This window comes from Paenibacillus sp. FSL R5-0341 (assembly GCF_037975235.1).
Classification (GTDB): domain Bacteria; phylum Bacillota; class Bacilli; order Paenibacillales; family Paenibacillaceae; genus Paenibacillus; species Paenibacillus amylolyticus_A.
Window position 1 is genome coordinate 2,861,518 of record NZ_CP150241.1, and the last position, 20,125, is coordinate 2,881,642.

General features: G+C 45.7%; 19 protein-coding genes and 1 other annotated feature. Of the genes, 15 read left to right on the top strand and 4 right to left on the bottom strand.

Annotated features, from left to right (window positions below):
* Window positions 1-95: 95 nt before the first annotated feature.
* The 4 genes from MKX75_RS12910 (at window position 96) to MKX75_RS12925 (ending at window position 3,970) form a co-directional block, all read left to right on the top strand.
* Window positions 96-938 (top strand): ATP-binding cassette domain-containing protein, encoded by an 843-nt coding sequence (locus MKX75_RS12910; protein WP_339169880.1) that lies wholly within the window; start codon window positions 96-98, stop codon window positions 936-938.
* Complete coding sequence (locus MKX75_RS12915; protein ID WP_339169881.1) at window positions 923-2,662, top strand: ATP-binding cassette domain-containing protein; 1,740 nt, start codon at window positions 923-925, stop codon at window positions 2,660-2,662. The genes MKX75_RS12910 and MKX75_RS12915 overlap by 16 nt, the downstream gene beginning before the upstream one ends.
* 141 nt (window positions 2,663-2,803) lie before the next feature.
* The gene (locus MKX75_RS12920) at window positions 2,804-3,103 is read left to right on the top strand and encodes a hypothetical protein (RefSeq protein ID WP_076330953.1); all 300 of its coding nucleotides are present in this window, start codon (window positions 2,804-2,806) and stop codon (window positions 3,101-3,103) included.
* 285 nt (window positions 3,104-3,388) lie between these two features.
* The gene (locus MKX75_RS12925; RefSeq protein ID WP_339169882.1) at window positions 3,389-3,970 is read left to right on the top strand and encodes a GNAT family N-acetyltransferase; all 582 of its coding nucleotides are present in this window, start codon (window positions 3,389-3,391) and stop codon (window positions 3,968-3,970) included.
* A gap of 159 nt (window positions 3,971-4,129) precedes the next feature.
* Here the strand turns inward: MKX75_RS12925 and MKX75_RS12930 are convergent, their stop codons facing one another.
* Entirely contained in the window at window positions 4,130-4,489 is a 360-nt protein-coding gene (locus MKX75_RS12930) for a MerR family transcriptional regulator (RefSeq protein WP_062834171.1), read from the bottom strand.
* 100 nt (window positions 4,490-4,589) lie between these two features.
* Between MKX75_RS12930 and MKX75_RS12935 the strand changes: the two genes are divergently transcribed.
* Together MKX75_RS12935 and MKX75_RS12940 are read left to right on the top strand one after the other, a co-directional pair.
* Entirely contained in the window at window positions 4,590-5,300 is a 711-nt protein-coding gene (locus MKX75_RS12935) for an SDR family NAD(P)-dependent oxidoreductase (RefSeq protein WP_339169883.1), read from the top strand.
* 261 nt (window positions 5,301-5,561) lie between these two features.
* A complete protein-coding gene (locus MKX75_RS12940) occupies window positions 5,562-6,032 on the top strand; it encodes a GNAT family N-acetyltransferase (RefSeq protein WP_339169885.1) in 471 nt (156 codons plus the stop codon).
* Window positions 6,033-6,231: 199 nt separating this feature from the next.
* Here the strand turns inward: MKX75_RS12940 and MKX75_RS12945 are convergent, their stop codons facing one another.
* Entirely contained in the window at window positions 6,232-7,749 is a 1,518-nt protein-coding gene (locus MKX75_RS12945; protein ID WP_339169886.1) for an ATP-binding protein, read from the bottom strand.
* Window positions 7,749-8,432 carry a response regulator transcription factor gene (locus MKX75_RS12950; protein WP_062834175.1) on the bottom strand — a complete coding sequence of 228 codons (684 nt, stop codon included), beginning with the start codon at window positions 8,430-8,432 and terminating at the stop codon, window positions 7,749-7,751. Before MKX75_RS12950 ends, MKX75_RS12945 begins: the two co-directional genes overlap by 1 nt.
* A 225-nt stretch (window positions 8,433-8,657) precedes the next feature.
* Between MKX75_RS12950 and MKX75_RS12955 the strand changes: the two genes are divergently transcribed.
* The 6 genes from MKX75_RS12955 to asd all read left to right on the top strand — a co-directional run bounded on the left by MKX75_RS12955 (window position 8,658) and on the right by asd (window position 15,665).
* Complete coding sequence (locus tag MKX75_RS12955; protein WP_339170448.1) at window positions 8,658-10,823, top strand: glycosyltransferase family 39 protein; 2,166 nt, start codon at window positions 8,658-8,660, stop codon at window positions 10,821-10,823.
* Between the two features lie 50 nt (window positions 10,824-10,873).
* Window positions 10,874-11,860, top strand: coding sequence for a glycosyltransferase family 2 protein (locus MKX75_RS12960; protein ID WP_339169887.1), 987 nt, complete (start codon window positions 10,874-10,876; stop codon window positions 11,858-11,860).
* Entirely contained in the window at window positions 11,853-12,248 is a 396-nt protein-coding gene (locus MKX75_RS12965) for a GtrA family protein (RefSeq protein WP_062834178.1), read from the top strand. Before MKX75_RS12960 ends, MKX75_RS12965 begins: the two co-directional genes overlap by 8 nt.
* A gap of 16 nt (window positions 12,249-12,264) precedes the next feature.
* Window positions 12,265-13,137 (top strand): UTP--glucose-1-phosphate uridylyltransferase GalU, encoded by an 873-nt coding sequence (galU, locus tag MKX75_RS12970; protein ID WP_339169888.1) that lies wholly within the window; start codon window positions 12,265-12,267, stop codon window positions 13,135-13,137.
* A 73-nt stretch (window positions 13,138-13,210) separates the two neighbouring features.
* On the top strand, window positions 13,211-14,056 hold the full coding sequence (locus tag MKX75_RS12975; protein ID WP_339169889.1) for a class I SAM-dependent methyltransferase: 846 nt from the start codon (window positions 13,211-13,213) through the stop codon (window positions 14,054-14,056).
* A gap of 76 nt (window positions 14,057-14,132) precedes the next feature.
* Window positions 14,133-14,408 (top strand) — a binding site (T-box leader).
* A gap of 171 nt (window positions 14,409-14,579) precedes the next feature.
* Complete coding sequence (asd, locus tag MKX75_RS12980; RefSeq protein WP_339169890.1) at window positions 14,580-15,665, top strand: aspartate-semialdehyde dehydrogenase; 1,086 nt, start codon at window positions 14,580-14,582, stop codon at window positions 15,663-15,665.
* Window positions 15,666-16,050: 385 nt separating this feature from the next.
* Here the strand turns inward: asd and MKX75_RS12985 are convergent, their stop codons facing one another.
* Window positions 16,051-17,019 carry a bile acid:sodium symporter family protein gene (locus tag MKX75_RS12985; protein WP_339169892.1) on the bottom strand — a complete coding sequence of 323 codons (969 nt, stop codon included), beginning with the start codon at window positions 17,017-17,019 and terminating at the stop codon, window positions 16,051-16,053.
* 171 nt (window positions 17,020-17,190) lie between these two features.
* On the opposite strand from MKX75_RS12985, the gene MKX75_RS12990 reads away from it, so the two are divergent.
* The 3 genes from MKX75_RS12990 (at window position 17,191) to MKX75_RS13000 (ending at window position 19,982) form a co-directional block, all read left to right on the top strand.
* Window positions 17,191-17,631 (top strand): DUF6376 family protein, encoded by a 441-nt coding sequence (locus MKX75_RS12990; protein WP_124114481.1) that lies wholly within the window; start codon window positions 17,191-17,193, stop codon window positions 17,629-17,631.
* 295 nt (window positions 17,632-17,926) lie between these two features.
* Complete coding sequence (locus MKX75_RS12995) at window positions 17,927-18,682, top strand: SDR family NAD(P)-dependent oxidoreductase (protein WP_062834183.1); 756 nt, start codon at window positions 17,927-17,929, stop codon at window positions 18,680-18,682.
* Between the two features lie 502 nt (window positions 18,683-19,184).
* Window positions 19,185-19,982: a sulfite exporter TauE/SafE family protein gene (locus tag MKX75_RS13000; RefSeq protein ID WP_339169895.1), complete on the top strand. Its 798-nt coding sequence runs from the start codon at window positions 19,185-19,187 to the stop codon at window positions 19,980-19,982.
* The last annotated feature ends 143 nt before the right edge of the window (window positions 19,983-20,125 follow it).

The following is a 20,125-nucleotide window of genomic DNA, read 5'->3' on the forward strand; positions in this document are numbered from 1 at the left end:
ATGATTGTTAACCAATTAAATAAATGTGGTTAACGATTAGGATCGTACCACATAACAATAGAAAGGGAAAGGACTAATTTACAATGCAAGGCAACATGCCAATAATTATATTAGAGGACGTTCGAGTGCATTATGCTTCCGAAGGTGGTCAGGTGAGGAAAGCGTTGGATGGGGTATCACTTACGCTGCATCAAAGGGAATGGATTAGTATTGTAGGAGCGAATGGCAGTGGGAAAAGTACGCTCGCTGGACTACTAATTGGATTCACTCCGCTCTCGGGAGGGGTGCGGAATATCTCGGATGAACTTACCGTTCGAGGTGTATTGCAGCAACCGGATGCCCAGGTACTGGGCGATACGATTGAAGAGGAGTTTCATTTTGCGTTGTCTCCATTAATGAATACTGTAGAAGAACAATCGGAGCGCAGGGAGGACGCATTACATACTGTAGGACTTCATTATCCGCCAGAGATGGCCATCTCGCAATTATCGGGTGGACAGAAACAGCTACTAAACATTGCTGTAGCGCTCGCTGCCAAACCAGATGTATTGATTCTGGATGAGCCGACAGCCATGCTTGATCCGGGAGCAAGAGATCGTATCGAGGCCATCGTTCAGAAGATTACCAAGCGGGGGACAACGGTAATCTGGATAACGCATCATCTGGAAGAGGCGACCCTGTGTGATCGAATCATTGCTATCGAACGAGGGCGCTGTGTGTACGACGGGGAGCCGGAGTCCTTTTTCTATAAGACAGAGACGAATGAGAAAATCACCGGAGAAGATGAGCAGCTATCCGCTTGTGATCGGTTAGGGTTAGACCCTCCTTTCACTGTAAAGACTGCGTTATTGCTCAAGCAAAAAGGCATGATGCCAGAAGCCATGCCACTGCGGCCCGAGCAATTAGCTAAGGAGGTCGCGCGTTGGAGATCGAATTAACAAATATACGTATAGAAGCATCGGAATCGAGCAAACGTGCACTGCTTGAAGATATAAATATTCAGTTGAACAGTGGTGAAATCACCTTGCTGCTAGGCTGTACGGGTTCGGGAAAAACGACCTTACTACAGACACTGGCTGGCCTGAAACCTCTTAATGCAGGCAGTATTACATTGGATGGTACGCTTTTCTGGAAAGAAGGGAAAGTGCCGCACTCGATTTTATTGCAAATGGGACTAGTATTTCAATTTCCGGAGCAACAACTGTTTGCCCGAAGTATTCAGCGTGAATTCAACTATTCACTGCGTCCCTATCGACTTTCCGAGAACGAACAACAAGAGCAGATCACAAAAGCACTCAACCAATGGGACCCGTCAGTGTCTCCTGAGCTGGAACGGCGATTTCATCTGGATAGGTCTCCATTTGCACTAAGTGGTGGGGAGAAGCGCAGGCTTGGACTTGCTCTCGGAACTGTGACCAATCCACACTGGCTTCTGCTGGATGAGCCGAGTGCCGGGTTGGAAGCGCAAAGTGTCGTGCTCTTGCTGGATGCAATGGAGCAACATCGTCTGGCAGGTGGTGGAGTTGTGGTAGCCACCCATGATCTGGATACATTCTTGCCTTGTGCGGATCGGGTATTGTTGTTGCAGGGAGGTCGTCTAATCGCCGATCTCACGTCGAGAGAACTTCACGAAAGGCCTGAACTGCTGGAGCAGACAGGGATTGGTCTGCCACCTTCGATGCGACTAGCAGAGCAGTTTAAGGCAGCGGGTCTTGATCTGTCTTTTACCGCAATGACGCCAGAGGAGATGGCTGAAAGCATTGTTCAGTCCACGTCCGTTGGGGTGGGAGCTCAGAACGAATCGATAGATCCGTCTGGGATAGGGAATAGGATTGCCCAGAGGGATGCATTAGAGACTATAGATGGGGAGGATCCGAAACTTCTTCCGAACACATTGACTCATTCAGCCGGATTATATGGCGTGATGGATCCTCGTCTGAAGTGGATTTTGTATATTTTGCTGGTCACCGCCGCGATGCTTCAACAGCGCTGGCTGGGATTAACGTTAACACTGGTGCCGGTAGTGGCCGCACTTGCCGTTCTTCCGCGTCAGACGTTGGCTGGATGCATGAAACTAATGAAGCCACTGTTATTATTTTTCCTCATATCAACGTCGTTATCTGGAACCACCCTTTCAACTGAGGCAGGCGGTCTGCACTTTGGTTTTTCCCTGGCACAGGCGGAGGGCACTTTGCTGAATGTATATCGTTTGTTTATCGTTACTTTGGCAAGTCTGTGGTTTTCACTGACGACGCCTTATGGCCGGATGGTAGAAGGGCTGAACTGGGTACTCGGTATCGGTAAAAAAATGAAGCTACCCGTAGCTTCGTTTGCTCTTGCTGTATCGTTAATCTTTCGATTTATCCCGATGATCTGGAGTGAGTGGCAGCGATTCTCACTGATCGTACGGGCACGTGGGAAGGCCGCTTTAAGACCGAATACCGTGCGAATTCGTGACCTCGGTCCGATGGTCATTCCTTTGTTAATGGCACTGTTCCAACGTGCAGAGGATATGACCATTGCGATGGAAATGCGTAAAGTTCGAGAAAACTCTTTGCTTGGAGCACGTTCTTCGTTATTGGTATGGTCCAAGCGCGATACCTGGATTAGCATGGCTGGCCTCATTGGTTTTGTACTGTTAGTATGGATTCGCCAGTGGTGATGGCGATGATGATCGTGATGGATCCGGTAATGGATCAGAACTTTAAACGCAGTATTTTCCAATAATCATGCATAAATGCGTTTGACCTCGCTCACAATAAGTGTACGTTGATCATCTGAAGTGGATCAGGAGGGACGAACGATGAAAGATAAGTTTTTGCGTGAAGAACGGCAAGAATATACTGATGTGTCTACGGTGGAGTCGCAGCGAAACGATATCACACTCGAAGAATTTCCGGAGGGACCTTACGGTTCTTCTTTGTTATCCGAGTCTCTTGGGAAAAGTTCTCCGTGGCGGGTGGATCAGCGATCTGCACATCGTTTTGATTATGAAAATCATGAGCTTCATGAAGGAGATGTACGGGATTACCCGGGTCAGGATGTTTTCGACCAAACGGTTCCGGATAACGTATCCAAGCCTCAATACCCGGAAGAATCGTAATGAGATTTTGATATAAAGTAGAGCGTAGCCTCCAACAGGTTTGACCTGTTCGGGGGCTATTTTCGTTAGAGTGGTTTAAATAAAATCTCCTCTAATTCCACATTATGGGTTATTGTAAAGCCTGGATGTGTTCAGGAAGGTGTGCGTCGTCAGGTCATCTATACGGATGGAAAATATCAGGATCTGATCCTCTTTGGATTAACCAAAGACGAGTTTATAGAAAAAGAAGGGCTTGTTTGAAGTAAAAGCTAACAAGCTGAAATTAAGTGTGAAGTAGGAGGAAGTATGAACCAATCCATACAAAACGATGAATTAATCATCGATTGCAAGGATATTTATTTGCGTGAGTATCGAATTGAAGATTTGGAGAAACTGCAAGAAATTACGTGGCAACCCGAGGTGTATGAATTCCTACCAGGATGGAACGCTACGATTGAAGAGAGGGCCCTTTGGCTCGGCGAATATGAAATTCCTCAGAATCAGCGTTTTAAACAAGCTGTGATGGCCGGAGAGGATATTGGAGAGTTATACTTGCGTATGGCTATCGTACTCAAAGAAAATGATGAGTTTATAGGATGGTGCTGCTCGGGCATTAAGGATGAACTGCCAGCACCCAATCGGGAGATTATGTACGGTATTTCGAAAGATTTCAGGAACCGTGGCTATACAACCCAGGCAGTAAAAGGAATGACGGAGTATTTATTTGAATACACAAATGTTGAGGTGCTGAATGCCATCGCATTGATTACCAATCAAGCATCCAATAAGGTAATACTGAAATGTCATTTTGAACCGGTCAACTCGATCGAGATCGAGGATGAAAAATATAACCATTATCAACTGCGGAAGCAACAAGGTCATGTTTAATGCATTTGTCTCAAGATGGTTGTATTGACGTGATGATGTCAGGGCAAGAACATAGTCCCCCGAAAAATAGCTATAACATTAGCATTTCAAATCAGGTTAGACAGTTATTACTGGCTGCCTGATTTTTTTTCGTCGTTTAGTCTATAGGACAAGCTGAAATTAATAATTTTCTCCACGATAATAACGCTCCAATTTGTTATCCAAATGAACAAGCTGCGCTTTTTTCTCCTCGATATCATTCAGTAACTTTTGTTTTTGATCTTCAATTAGTTGGGTTCTTTCCTTCAGGGTTGAAGTACCTTCATTTACCTGATCATAATACTTTTTGATGTCTTCCACACTCATCCCGGTTTCGCGGAGACATTTGATAAAAACCAGCCAGTTCAGATCATCCTCCGAATAAAGACGGTTATTCTGCTCACTTCGCGCAGCAGGTTTCAACAGTCCCTTCCTTTCGTAAAAGCGGATCGCTCCGATCGAGACCTCAACTTTTTTCGCTACTTCTCCAATGGTTAACATGTTAAACCCCTTTTATAAAAAAAATTTGACCTACACTAAGTGTAGCATAGTAACTTATACATTGTTCAATATAAATCAATTTAGGGAAAGAAGGATTCGCATGAAAAAAACGGTCTTTGTAACCGGAGCTAATAAAGGAATTGGATATGAAATCGTCAAGCAGTTGGGTGAAGCGGGTTGGAAAGTTATCCTTGGCGCACGCAGTGTCGAACGGGGTGAAGCAGCTGTTTCGGAGTTAACTTCCAGGGGATTAGACGTAGAATTAGTACAGATCGACATGAACGACTTGAAGAGCATCGAACAGGCAGCCGAAACAATTCATAAGACTTATCCCGACATAAACCTTCTGATCAATAACGCGGGTATGCCGGGTGCGTTCTCTCATTCTTTTACGGATACCCAAGAGGAAGATTTACGGAATGCCTTTGAAGTCAACTTTTTCGGCACCTTCCGTTTGAATCAGCGATTGTTCCCGTTAATCAAAGATAATGAAGGCACAATCATTAATGTATCGACTGACATGGCTTCTCTGGATCATATGCAAAATGCGGAATTTACGTTAAATGCCTTCGACTATAACTCATCCAAAACGGCCAACAGCGCCATGACACTTTCGATGGCTTATGAAGTGAAAAACAGCCGGGCGCAAGTCTTTGCAGTAACGCCCGGTTTCACATCAACAGATCTTAACGGCAATGCCGAAGGCGGTAAATCAAAAGAAGCCAGCGCTGCGATTATTGTGCGCTATGCGACGGATGGCAAACGTCATAACGGGGAGTTACTAGATGAGAACGGTGTGTACCCTTGGTAATCGACCGTTGCCAAAAGTAACGATAGATAGGGATAATAGCGGAAAGTTAGATGAAAATATTGGCGCGGTTCTGTTACTTAGATAGAAGCAAGGAATATGAGAATACAACGTCGAATAAAAAAATGATAGTTTTATCTTGTTTGTATGCTGCAAATGAAACAAACACCAAACGTAAACGAACATCTTTCTTGTATTAAGTTAACAGAGCATGGACTATAAATCGTATTTCTAACAAGCATATCAATCGGAGGTATATATTTAATGGAGGTTTCATTGTACAAAGCAGATTTAGAAGATGCATCGACTATTCATGAAATGAAAGTCAAAGCATTTATGCCTTTGTTGGAAAAATATCAGGACTTTGAAACAAGCCCTGCCAATGAAACCTTAGAAAGAATTATTACTCAAATCAATCAATCTTTTACAGATTATTTTATAATTCATCATCTTGAGGTTGCTGTTGGTGGAATTAGAGTCGTGAAAAAAGATAATCGGATCTACAGTATTAGCCCAATTTTTATACTGCCAGAACATCAAGGAAAAGGAATCGCACAAAAAGTTTTTACAATGGTTGAGCAGATATATGATGATGCAAAGTCATGGAAATTGGGTACCATCTTACAAGAGCAAGGAAACTGTTATTTGTATGAAAAGATAGGCTACAAAAAAACGGGTGGAACAAAAGCAATTAACGACAAAATGACAATGGTATTTTATGAAAAGCATATATAAGCTTCAAATCCTTAAATATGACGCCTCAGATTCGTTAGCCTGAAACCCATTGGGCTGCCATCATAATAAACGGATACAACAAAAGAATCCCCCATTCATTTCTAAATCAAAATGAGTGGGGGATTTGTCATGCAATCAAAATCGGGAGCAAGATGAAAGAAAAAGCGTTTGGATAGCCTACTTGCAGCCGAAGCTCAGCCTAGATATCAGTCTTATGCAGCGGCATTAATATCATAAATTCAGTTCCCAAGCCTACCTGACTTCGTACCGTAATCTTCCCACTATACGACTCCACAATGGAGTGGGTAATGGCTAGACCGAGACCAGCGCCCCCTTGTTTGCGCGAACGAGAACTGCTTGTGCGGTAAAATCGCTCAAAGATATGGGGCAGATGTTCAGGTTCAATGCCCGTGCCGTTATCCTTTACGGACAATTCAGCCTTATGGTGCGTGGCATATAACGTTATGGAGATGGCCCCATGCTCTGGATCGGTGTGCTGCACCGCATTATGGAACAGATTCAGCACAACCTGCTTCAGCTTATAAGGATCAGCCAGAACATGGACAGCAGCCGTCAGGTCGAGATGAATGGACCTCCGCTGAGCCATCATGGTCAGTTGTGGTTGCATTTCGAGCAGCAGACTGTCCAGCTGAATGACCTCCTGCTCCTGCTTTGGAGCCTGATCCAGCTTGGTTAGTAACAACAAATCTTCAACCAATTTGTTAATTCGCACGGATTCGCCGTGCATGCTGTCCAGTGCTTTATATAGTTGATCTTGATTGGTGGCAGCCCCCCGCTGTAAAACTTCAATAAAGCCATGAATGGAGGTGAGGGGGGTGCGCAGCTCATGGGAAGCATCGGACAAGAAACGTTGCATCTGTTCTTTCGATTCCCGCTCTGCTTCAAACGAGTTTTCCAGCCTTTCAAGCATGCCATTGAATGAAAGTGCGAGCTGATCCACTTCTTCTTGTCCCTGAACGACGGGAAGGCGTTCTGCGAGACTGCCTGCATCGATCTGCTGTACTTTATTCACCATGTTGGACAGGGGAACGAGTGTCCGGCGTAATACCTTGGTGTACAGAATAAGGCCGGCCACCATGGCCAACAGCGATAACATGATGAAGATCAAAAGTTGTTTAATAATCAGATCTCTCAGTGGTTTCGTAGCCGTACCCATCTGGACCATCGGTAAGCCGCGATTGCGTGGACCGGGTGAGGCGAAGACAATCAATTGCTCCTTACCTTGGCTATCCGTTACGATCCGGTAGGGAATATGTTTTTGTTCTTTTAACTCATCTGTAATGTCCTGATATTCAGCGGTTGAGAGATGAGGGGCGTTCAGACCGTCTTCCCCAAAAACATCCTCGAACGTACCTTGGTTATCAAATAGAGCCAGTGAACGGTCAGGAATAAACAACACCCGATTGCCAGACACGTTACCTGCCTGTCCACCGAAAGGATTGTTGGAAGAGCCACTACGTGATTGGATTCCGAGCCAAACCGGGGGCATGGACATGAGCTGTTCTTCCATGGTTTTCGCCTGATTGCGGTAGAGAAAGCTTTCCATGATCCAGAATTGCAGAATGCCGATTAACAATAGTAGCCCTGCAAGCACGAAGAGAGAACGTGAGAGCAATTGCGAACGCAGGGAACGCGGCCAGATCCATTGGTGTAGACGTCCTAAACGAAGTTTATTTTTTTTACGCAGCGAGTTCATCAGAGATCCACCCTGTACCCGACACCTCGAAGCGTGCGAATGAGTCTGTGCTCTTTATCCCCGAGTTTGTCGCGCAAGGACCGAACGTACACCTCTACAATATTCTCTTCCCCGCCAAAATCGTACCCCCACACCCGACTCAAAATGGTCGCTTTGCTCAGTACAATCCCATGATTAAGCACAATAAATTTTAACAGTTCGTATTCGGTAGGAGATAACTCCAGGACCTGATCCTGATAGGTGATTTCTTTGCGCTGATCATCAATTCGGAAGGGACCATGAGTGACGGCTCCGATTAATAAAGGAAATTGATTACGCAGTCTGGCCTGAATCCGGGCGAGCAGCTCGTCGAAGGCAAAGGGCTTGATCATGTAATCGTCAGCACCTAACCACAAGCCCTTAACCCGATTCTCGACTTCGTCCTTCGCTGTCAGCATAATCACGCCAACCTGGGCTCCGGTCTTACGCAGACGCTCGACCACTTCAAAACCATCCATCTCTGGCATCATGACATCCAAAATAGCCATATGTGGCCTGAATTCAAGCGCCAACTCAAGTGCAGCTGCTCCATCGGGTGCTGTGCGCACATCGAAGCCTTCATTGCTTAATCCAAGCTCCAGAAATTGCAAAATATGTGGTTCATCATCAGCCAATAGTATTTTAATTCCGCTGCTAAGCTTCATAATGTACGTTCTCTCCTTGCTTGATCCATCTAGATTTCTCCCTCACTTCGGAGGGACTGTATGTAGTATTATCGCTTGCCAAACTGAAATTTAGCTGAAAGGATTGTGAATTATCCTCAGACAACATTCAGCGGGCACTCATCCCAGCTTTATTTTGGCATGTCACAATACTAGACATGAAGAACTTTGAAGGAGTGATTACCATTGAATAACACCAAAAGAAGGATGGATCTTGTCCTTCTGCCGATTGTATTACTGGCGGCATTTCTGAATGGGTACGGCATCTGGAACGATCAATATGCCAATTCCTATTATACGACTGCCGTTGGGAGTATGCTAAGCAACTTCCATAACTTTTTCTATGCATCACTAGACTCGGCAGGCTCGGTAACTGTTGACAAACCACCTGTTGTCTTCTGGATCCAGACAGCCTTTGCCTATGTATTCGGATTGCACGGATGGAGCGTTATTTTGCCGCAGGTATTAGCGGGAATCGGTTCGGTGCTCCTAATCTATTTCATGGTGAAACCTACATATGGTCTTGCAGCAGCACGAATCTCGGCACTTGCGATGGCGACTGTGCCTGTCGTAGCCGCAGTCAGTCGGACCAACAATATTGACAGCATGCTGGTGTTTACGCTGCTGCTGGGTTCATGGTTTTTGTTCAAAGGCAGCAAACAAGGCAGTGCTTGGCGCATTCTGGTTTCCTTTGGGTTCATAGGCTTAGCCTTTAATATGAAGATGCTTCAAGCCTACATGATTCTCCCGGCGTTTTACTTGTTTTATCTGCTTGCATTTCAGGCGAAGTGGAGAAGGAAGATCATCCTGCTGATTTGCAGCACAGCGGTTCTGGCAGTGGTTTCCTTATCCTGGGCGGTTACTGTGGATTCTATACCCGAAGACGAGCGGCCTTATATCGGCAGCAGTGAAACAAACTCGGTCATGGAACTGGCATTTGGATACAATGGCCTGTCCCGTCTAACGGGTCAGCAGAACACAGCAGGTAACGCGGGGATGCCGAACGCTGCTGGGCAGGGCAATAATCGTGGCAATCGAGGGGATTCGACTTCTGCTCCTAATCAGATGGGGAGTGGTGCCCCTGGCACGGGGCAAGATGTCAATGCACCGGATAACGATAATATGAATGGTTCGAACGGCATGAATGCCATGGGCGGTATGAATGGGCCGAATGCCAATTTCCCAAACGGTCAGATGCCGAATGATATGGAAATGCCAAAAGGAAGAAATTTCGGCGGTAATGGTGGCGGAGGCATGGGAGGCATGTTTGGTACGGGGGAGAAAGGTCCTCTGCGTCTGTTCCAGACTGAACTGTCAGGTCAAGCCAGCTGGCTTCTGCCAGTTGTATTGCTTGGATGCATTGCCATATTTGCAGGATTAAGACGGAGAAATATTACGAACAAGCACAAGGAGGCTTTGTTCTGGCTGGCCTGGTTGATTCCCGTTGCTGCCTTTTTCAGTGTGGCAGGTTTCTTCCATCAATATTATCTGATTATGCTTGCACCTCCAATTGCGGCGCTAACTGGCGCAGGATATGTAGCCATGTGGAAGTTATATCGTGAACGAATGGGCTGGCAGGCGTGGTTGCTTCCGGTATCCGTGCTGCTGACGACCTTGTTCGGCTGGTATATCATGCAGGTGTATAACGATACGATTGGTGCAGGCTGGTCCATTAGTGAATTGATCGCAGGTATTCTGGTCACGGTCATCCTGGTCGTTATGCTACATCGTACACATCGCTGGAAACAGGGCTTCATTATCGCAGGATTTGTGGTCATGCTGATCGGTCCAATCTATTGGGCATTCACCCCAATTACTTATGGTGGTAACAGTATGATTCCGGCAGCAGGGCCTACAGGTTCCAATGGCATGTTTGGCGGAGCCGGCATGGGTATGCCGATGGGTAATGGTGCAGGGGTCACAGAAATGCCTTCAACTGGTGGCCGCGGCGGAATGGGCAACCGTAACGAAGAAGTCGATACAGCTACACTGAATTATCTGAAAGAGCACAATACAGGCGAAACGTATCTCTTCGCCACAACAGACTATAATCAGGCAGCACCTTATATTATCGACGAGAAAGCATCGGTAATTACGCTGGGAGGTTTCTCCGGTTCAGACCCGGTGTACACAACGGAGGAACTGGAACAACTCGTCAAGAGTGGGCAAGTGAAATACTTCATGGTTGGTGGCATGGGTGGCCGAGGCGGAAACTCGGACATTAGTGATTGGATCAAAGAGCACGGTACCGAGATTCCATCCTCAGAATGGCAGACAGGTACCGACAGCGGATCTACGGATAGCGGTGCCGCAGGAAACAGAGCTGGATTCGGATTCGGCGGACAGACCACCTTGTACGAAGTGAAATTGTAGCCGAAATGAAAATCTCGAACGAAGTCCATTGGAAAAGGGAGGGGACAAACATGGCTCAAACGTACCGATACAGCATTATTATTCCCATGTATAACGAAGAAGCGGTGATCGAGGAGACCTATCGGCGTCTGAAGAAGGTCATGGGCAGCACAGGAGAGAGCTATGAACTGCTGTTCGTCAATGATGGCAGCATGGATCGAAGTGCACAGATGATTCGTGACTACGCCCGTTGGGACGAGAGTGTGAAGCTGATTGATTTTGCTCGTAACTTCGGTCATCAGATTGCGATAACAGCGGGTATGGATTATGCAGCGGGGGATGCCGTCGTCATTATCGATGCGGATCTTCAGGACCCACCCGAACTGATTCTGGATATGATCGCCAAGTGGAAAGAGGGCTATGAAGTGGTGTATGCCCGTCGCACCAGACGAAGTGGAGAAACCCGCTTCAAGAAATGGTCAGCCAGTCTGTTCTATCGTGTACTGCGTGCCTCAACGGATACAGATATCCCGGTGGACACCGGAGATTTTCGCCTGATTGACCGCAAAGTATGTGATGAGATGAAACGTCTTCCGGAGAAAAACCGGTTCGTGCGCGGGCTGGTCAGTTGGGTCGGATTCCGTCAGACTGCCATTGAATATGAACGTGATGAACGCCCGGCAGGCGAAACGAAATATCCGCTGAAACGCATGCTGAAGCTGAGCCTGGATGGTATTACGTCATTTTCGCATAAACCGCTCAAGCTCGCAGGTTATGTAGGTGCGATCCTGTCGGTAGGCGGATTCATCTATATGTTAACCGTTATTGGTTCGGCCATCTTTACGGATTCAACGATGAAGGGGTGGCCCTCCATTGTGAGCATCATGCTGATGTTTAACGGATTCATCCTGATCATGCTGGGCATTCTGGGCGAGTATGTTGGGCGAATCTATGATGAGACCAAGGCGCGTCCGCTATACATTGTGAGAGACGTGGTTCCGGACGATGCCCAGCAAGCACAATCCCGATTGACAGCCCGAGTTGCTCACCATGACTAATCGTCTGGTCACACTCTTCAAGTTCGGAATTGTGGGTGTCGCGAATACGGCAGTGGATGCAGTGGTGTTTGCTTTGCTCGCAGTGATCGGTGTACCGGTTTTGATTGCTCAAGTAATCTCGTACAGCTGTGGTGTTGCGAACAGTTATTGGCTGAACGGCAGATGGACTTTTCGAGATACAACACGAGAGGGCGGCGATAGAGCGAAACTTATTCGTTTTCTAATCACCAATCTCGTCGTTCTCGCGTTATCCGCGCTGATTCTGATGATTTTGCACGACATGTTGGGTTGGAGTCTCGTGATAAGCAAGATCCTGGCTACTTTAATGGGAATGGTTCTGAACTATATGGCCAGCAGATATTGGGTGTTTCGTATAGCTATCAAATGAAAGGAGCGTAAGATGAATGCGTATTAAAAAAGCAGTTATTCCGGCAGCGGGTCTCGGAACCCGTTTCCTGCCAGCGACCAAAGCACAGCCCAAAGAGATGTTACCGATTGTAGACAAACCGGCCATCCAATATATTGTTGAAGAAGCAGTGCAATCAGGCATTGAGAATATCCTCATTGTGACCGGACGCAACAAAAAATCCATAGAGGATCATTTTGATAAATCGGTTGAGCTTGAACATTCTTTATATGCCAAGGGCAAACAGTCTTTATTGGAAGAGGTGCAGGCGATCAGCGAGATGGCCAATATTCATTTTATTCGTCAAAAAGAACCGCTTGGACTAGGGCACGCGATTGGGTGTGCACGGCAATTTGTAGGGGATGATGCTTTTGCTGTACTGCTCGGAGATGACATTATGGTCTCTGATCCGCCTGCACTTGCACAGATGGTCCATCTCTATGAAAAGACAGGCAACCAAATCATCGGTGTTCGTCAGGTAGATGCGGCAAATGTGAGTAAATATGGCATCATTGATTCAAATGGTGCAGAGGACCGGGTTCACCGAGTCACCAATTTGGTCGAAAAGCCTTCCCTTGCAGAAGCTCCATCCCGAACAGCTGTAATGGGACGATACATTCTGAAACCTTCCATCTTTCCCATTCTGGATCAGATCGAGAGAGGGGCAGGAGGGGAATATCAGTTAACGGATGCTTTGAAAGAAGTAAGTCAGACGGAGGAACTGTTGGCCCTTGAACTGGAGGGGCGCCGCTACGATATTGGTGATCAGTTCGGATATATTCAGGCGATCTTGGAGATCGGACTGATGCGCAAGGAATTACAACCCATGTTGACACCTTATCTTCAGAAGCTTGCAACCCAGTGGGCATAGGGATTGATATGAAGCTTCCTGTAACGCTACAATGAGCAAGAAGTTCAAGTTGCTCTTTGAGGAGTGAGGAATCATGAATGAGTCTATCATCAGGGACCTTATTAAGTATATGGACGTGGAGGACAACGCCGCCATTCAGTACGTTCAGACCGAGCATCGGATGAAACTGGGACTCTTTTGGGGAATACAGGAAGGTAGCCGGGTTCTGGAAATCGGATGTGGTCAGGGGGATACAACGGCCGTGCTTGCACACTTGGTGGGGGAGCATGGGTACGTTCATGGTGTAGATATTGCACCAGAGGATTATGGTGCACCTCTGACCGTAGGGGAAGCGGCAGCCAAGCTGCGGAGATCTCCGCTGGGTGATCGAATTCGAATGGATTATGATTTCGACATTCTAAGTGATCAGGCTCAATTCGCCGAGAATGAGTTTGATGTGATCGTACTTTCCCATTGTTCATGGTACTTGAAATCGTTTGACGAACTGGCCCAGATTCTTAGCAAGGTTAGGACGTGGGGACATCAGTTATGTTTTGCCGAATGGGATGCACGAGTTACAGATGTGAGCCAGATCTCACATTGGTTATCCGTTCTAATTCAATCCCAGGTCGAATGTTACAAAGAGAACAGCTTCTCCAATGTGCGCACGCTCTTTACACCGGAGGATATCCAAGAGCTTGTCTCTGCGGCGGGCTGGATGATTAAGGAAGAGACTTCGATCCATTCTCCCGAGCTGCAGGACGGTCGCTGGGAAACCGAAATGACACTGGCAGAAGCGCCTGTGGAACTGCAAATGCTTCCGATCCCGGATAAAGTGAAAACACTTCTTCTTTCCGAATTGAAATTACTTAAGACACATCATGTCTCGGGGCCAGGGAGTCCATTGGGAACGTATGCGATTGTTGCCAAAAAGCAGTAAAGAAATAGCCATTTGCAGCAAATTTTAAAAAATGTGTTTACTTCATCACAGTAATTTTGATATTATAATCGCAATATCAAATGCGACGAAGAGACGAGTAGATAAAATTCATTCTTTCAAAGAGAGCTCCGGCAGCTGAAAAGGAGTAAAGAATCTTTTATTGAATAAAGACTCAGAGCAGCACATCGGAACTTAACGTTAAGGGATGGTGTGACAGGAGCTCCTGTTACAGAGCTAGAGTATGAACGGTCTACAGCAAGCATCATGGTTGTATTCCTTACTTGAAGAGGCGGATATGGTGACATATTGGCGAATCTGGGTGGTACCACGAGAGTTCAATCTCGTCCCTGAGACTATTGTCTTGGGGATGGGATTTTTTGGTTTTTTCGGGGCTGTGATTACACGCTTTGGAATTGCCTGAATAGTGTTAATTAAGGAGTCAATTTCATAATACTTTTTTTGGTGAGTTATGATATTGATACAAAGAGAAGCATCACTCAAACCGAAAGGAAATGATGATTAAATGTCAGCAAAATTGAAAGTCGGTATCGTCGGAGGAACAGGAATGGTGGGTCAGCGTTTTGTGGACCTGCTCGATCAACATCCATGGTTTGAAGTAACAGCTATTTCTGCAAGCGCCAATTCGGCAGGTAAAACATATGAAGAATCCGTACAAGGCAGATGGAAACTGGCAGTTCCTATTCCGGAAGCTGTGAAGAAAATCGTGGTTCAGGATGCTTCCCAGGTAGAGGCGTTTGCCAGCCAGGTTGATTTTATTTTCTGCGCGGTTGATATGAAAAAGAATGAGATTCAAGAACTTGAAGAGGCTTATGCCAAAACAGGAACACCTGTCGTGTCTAACAACTCGGCTCACCGCTGGACGGCAGATGTACCAATGGTTATCCCTGAGATTAACCCGGGACATCTGGACGTGATTGAAGCTCAACGCAAACGTCTGAGTACCAAAACCGGATTCATTGCAGTAAAACCTAACTGCTCGATTCAGAGCTATGTACCAGCACTGCACGCCTTGCGTGAGTTCAACCCGACTCAGGTTGTCGCTTCCACGTATCAAGCAATCTCTGGTGCAGGTAAAAACTTTACGGACTGGCCTGATATGCTCGATAATGTCATTCCATACATCGGTGGCGAAGAAGAGAAGAGTGAGCAAGAACCACTGCGGATCTGGGGTAGCATCGAAAACAATCAGATCGTGAAAGCATCGGCTCCATTAATTACAACACAATGTATTCGTGTTCCTGTAACGGATGGGCATCTGGCTACTGTGTTTGTAAACTTCGAGAAAAAACCAAGCAAAGACGAAATTCTGGAGCGTTGGTTGCAGTTCAAAGGTCGCCCACAAGAGCTGGCTCTGCCAAGCGCACCAAAACAATTCATTACGTATTTTGAAGAAGAGAACAGACCACAGACGAAACTGGATCGTGACATCGAACGCGGAATGGGTGTCTCCACAGGCCGACTGCGCGAAGATTCACTCTATGATTACAAATTCGTTGGATTGTCCCACAACACGCTCCGCGGAGCAGCAGGCGGTGCAGTTCTGATCGCAGAATTGCTTAAAGCTGAAGGATATATTCAGCCGAAATAATCATAAAAGATGTATGAGTAGCAACAGATTTCTGAAAAGAATGATTAGATGAAAACCATCACTCGTTGATGGTTTTTTTTCTATTGTGTACAAGAAATGGTAAGCGAAGAAGTTTCACTTGTTAAGATCATCATGTTGTTTGTGTGGGCGTTTGGTAATTCCAACCCTTCCAAAGCAAATTACGCAAAAGCATCATTGTTATGGATCGCCATCGGAATTGTGTTTTACATTCTTATCTTATCTTTAGGTTTAACAGCAGCATTTTCAGGAACGGATTACTAGGTTTACGAAACGTAGCAGTATCGTAGCATTATAGTAATAATAGCAACACAAATCAAAACGCCGACAATCATGTCGGCGTTTTTTTGATTATTCCAGTATGTTGTTAGGCAGCAGGTGTCTTATCTGACTTTTGCAGAAGCTGAGAGCGACGACCGAGCAGATAACCTGTCAATGATGCGAGCATCTGTTGGAATACCATGCCAAGCACGACCGGGACAGCAACAGGTGGCGGAAAATAAGAAACGGCCAGTACCGCGCCTGCGCTGATATTGCGCATCCCTCCATTGAACACCAGAGCTACCTGATCGGCCTCATTCCAGCCCAGCAATCGGGCGATGAAGTAACTTAACGCATAACCGAATGATGCCAGGAAAATAATGATGACCGCAAGACCAGCCAACTTCCAATTGAAATCGGCCAAGTAGGGTGCAACGACAGATCCGTTAATCGCGACGACAGATGCCATAAACAATTTGGACAACGGGTTCAACCTTGGTCCCCAGACTGGGACAATGGCGCCTTTGGTCCACTCATTCAAAAGCATACCTACCAGGGATGGCACAACAATCATCCAGAACAGACTGCTCATCATGGCTGCCGTATCCAATGTGACACTGGTGCCGATTAACAGGGATAACACGCCGGGCACTACAAAAGGAGCAAGCATGGTATCAATCAGGATGATGGAAAGTGTAAGTGCGATATTGCCCCGATAGATACTGACCCAGATAAAGCTGCTGATTCCTGTCGGAATCACGGCTGCCAGAACAAGGCCTGTTATAGTGTAGGCATCTGTAGGGAAGACCAAATGACCCATGCCCAGAGCGATGAGAGGCATTGCCAAATGCAAAATAAACAGACATACAAACAGGGGGAACGGCTTCTTCAGCACGTTCACAAAATCCCTTATCCCAAGACTGATACTTCCAGCGAACGTCATGAACGCAAAAAGCCAAGGGGATAAAAAGGTATAAGAAGAAAGAAAACTCCCGCATAACACGCCAATAACAATGCTGATTGGGGTAATCAGTGGCATGATGCGGTTCAAGCGTTGGTTTAAGGCTTGAAGCATAATCATGACATCCCTTTACCGTGTGATTCTACTATTATACATGTTAATAACGCTGGTTGCAGACCCATTTGCAATGAAGCAGTCTGAACAGGTATCATGGACTTGGAACAAGGATTCCGATAAGGAGAAGGGGAGATGATCATGTTCATAAGAAAAAGAAAGCACACGTTAATGATGACAGGCCTTATTGCATCAAGTATTCTGCTGATTTCAGCCTGTTCTGTCGTGGAACAAGCCAATCAAAGTTTAAATTATGTGAGTGGGGCTACTGATTATATAGAACAGGTATCGAACGCCGGGGCTGATCTGCAAGAGCTCGCATCAGGTGCGGTGAATAATCCGGAGATTACGACGCAGATTCAAGAGAAGATCGATCTGATTCAAGCAGAAGCAAGCGAGTTTTCTCAACTGACGGCACCAGCGATCGGAGAAAGCATTCATGAGAATCTCGTCAGCTACAATACGCAATTAACGGAAGTCGTGGACAATTTCGAGAATACGATTGCAGAGCAAGGCTTTACGGCTGAAAATTGGGAGAAGACAGGCATTCCTGAACTGATTACCAACATCAATAATTTGAAAGATCCGCTAAGCGGGCTTCAGGGAGAATAAGATGAATTAATCTAACTACATGAAAAGGGCGAGACATCGGAGTGATTGAATGACCGATATGTTCGCCTTTTTTTGTTTTCCGAAAACTCATGCATATTTAATGTCACTGGAGCTAGACTATATCAAGTAATCATGAGATACATATGACATTTATCTCATATTCATGTGAAGATGATCTATGATTTGACAAGGCTGTGACAGAGGCGTATGATAAAAATATAAGTTAATAAAATATAGTTACTTACTATAAGTTTATGATGTAACTAAATATATTTTGCCAAAGGAGAACTGCGTTATGACTGAACACAATGGAAAAGTAATCATTATTACAGGTGGAGCTAGTGGAATTGGTAAAGAGACAGCACTTCAACTTTCGGATCTAGGTGCGACTATTGTTGTCGCTGACTATAATGAAGAAGGTGCGAAGAAGCTTGCCGCAGAGATTGAAGCAGCAGGTGGAACAGCGGGCGCATATAAAGTGGATGTATCCAAAGGGGACGAAATTAAAGCTCTCATCGACTGGACAGTAGAGCAATATGGTACGCTGAGCGGTATTTTCAATAACGCAGGGATCGGACTTGTGAAGCCGTTTCTGGAGATGGACCCGGAATCCTATCACAGAGTCATTGATGTAGACCAACATAGTGTGTACTATGGCATGTATTATGGCGCAAAAAAAATGGTTGAATTAAATGTACAGGGTACCATTGTAAACACAGCTTCAATCTATGGAAGTGTTGCCGCAGTAGGCAGCTTCAACTACAATGCAGCTAAAGCTGCTGTTGTCATGATGTCCAAATCCGGTGCACTTGAACTTGCTGAGCATGGAATTCGTGTAGTTGGTGTAGCACCTGGCTTTATCGAAACACCGATTCTGGGTGATGACCAAGCCATGAAGGATGCGCTTGCTACTCAACATATGCGTGGAGAGCTTATTCAACCGGAGAAAGTAGCCAGTGTGGTTACATTCCTGTTCAGTGATGCAGCAAGTGCAGTGAACGGGACAACCGTTGCCGTAGATGATGGATTCCTCAGCTTCAAAACCAAATAAGTACCCTTCTAATATAAAGGTACTCATTTCTGTAAAAAGAAAAAAGAAAAAAATACAAAAACGGTGCAGAACGATTTATTCGTTTTGCACCGTTTTTGTATTTTCACTATAAAGTAATCTTAGCGTATAAGATGGAAATAAGTTTGTCGAATTATCCCGAAAATTCAGAGATCATGATACAATTAGCAAGGTTGTATCTTTTTATCATTTTGTGGTGTGTCATATACAATTCGAACGCCAAGAGAGCCATAACTCTCTTCTTTGTAGTGACATTGAGAACAAGTCTTGGTCGAGCATAATGCATCGTTATGAACTTGTAATTTTTCATTACACAGTGGACATTTATTTTCAAAAAGAGTCTTTAACACGTTAAACATGCTTAATCACTCATTTCGGATTAATTTACTTGGTTTTTATTATAACGGATAATATTCGCCGTGTATACCACTTTTACGTTGAATCGAAATGAGATATATATTGCACGAAAGGAAGCGCATAACCGATGGATCTTCTGCTTTTTGTCATCATGTTTATACTAGGTCTGGTCGGTTCATTCTTCTCCGGTTTGTTGGGTATTGGTGGAGCCATTATCAATTATCCGCTGCTGTTATATGTTCCATCCTGGATGGGATTGGAGCCGTTCTCAGCACATGAGGTATCGTCGATCAGTATGTTTCAAGTGTTTTTCGCTTCACTTGCCGGTGTGATCGCATTCCGCAGAAAAGTAAAAACGGGTAGAAGTGGTGGGGCGATCGTTCACCGTGGATTGGTGCTGTACATGGGCTCCAGCATTCTTGCTGGCAGTCTGATCGGCGGCTTCATATCCGGTCATCTGGCCGGACAGGTTATTAATCTGATCTACGGCATTCTGGCGATCATGGCGATTGTGCTTATGCTGATTCCCGGAAAGGGAAAGCTTGATACATCAGCACCACTGGTATTTAACCGATGGATTGCAGCAGGTACTGCTTTTGCAGTAGGCATTGTATCAGGAATTGTTGGCGCGGGTGGTGCTTTTATCCTTATTCCCATCATGCTGACGATACTCAATATCCCCGTACGAACCACGATTGCTTCTTCACTGGCAATTGTATTTATCTCCGCCATTGGAGGCGTTATAGGTAAAATTACGGGTGGGGATATTCCGCTAGAACCCATCATCTATACGGTGATCGGCAGTCTGCTAGGGGCATCTCTTGGTTCACGGGTTAGTTCGATGATCAATGTGAGGGTACTTCGTTATGCACTAATCGTACTTATCGCCATCACAGCGGTTAAAGTCTGGTCTTCTATTCTGTAAAATCATCTACGTGGGAATGAACAATGACGATTTCGTAACCAAACGGTTGGATCGCCGTATATAGGTTATGAACATGAGCTGAAGCGTTGAATACACGATCAAATGAGTTCAGTTTTCGTCCATGGAGCACCTCATACTCCTTT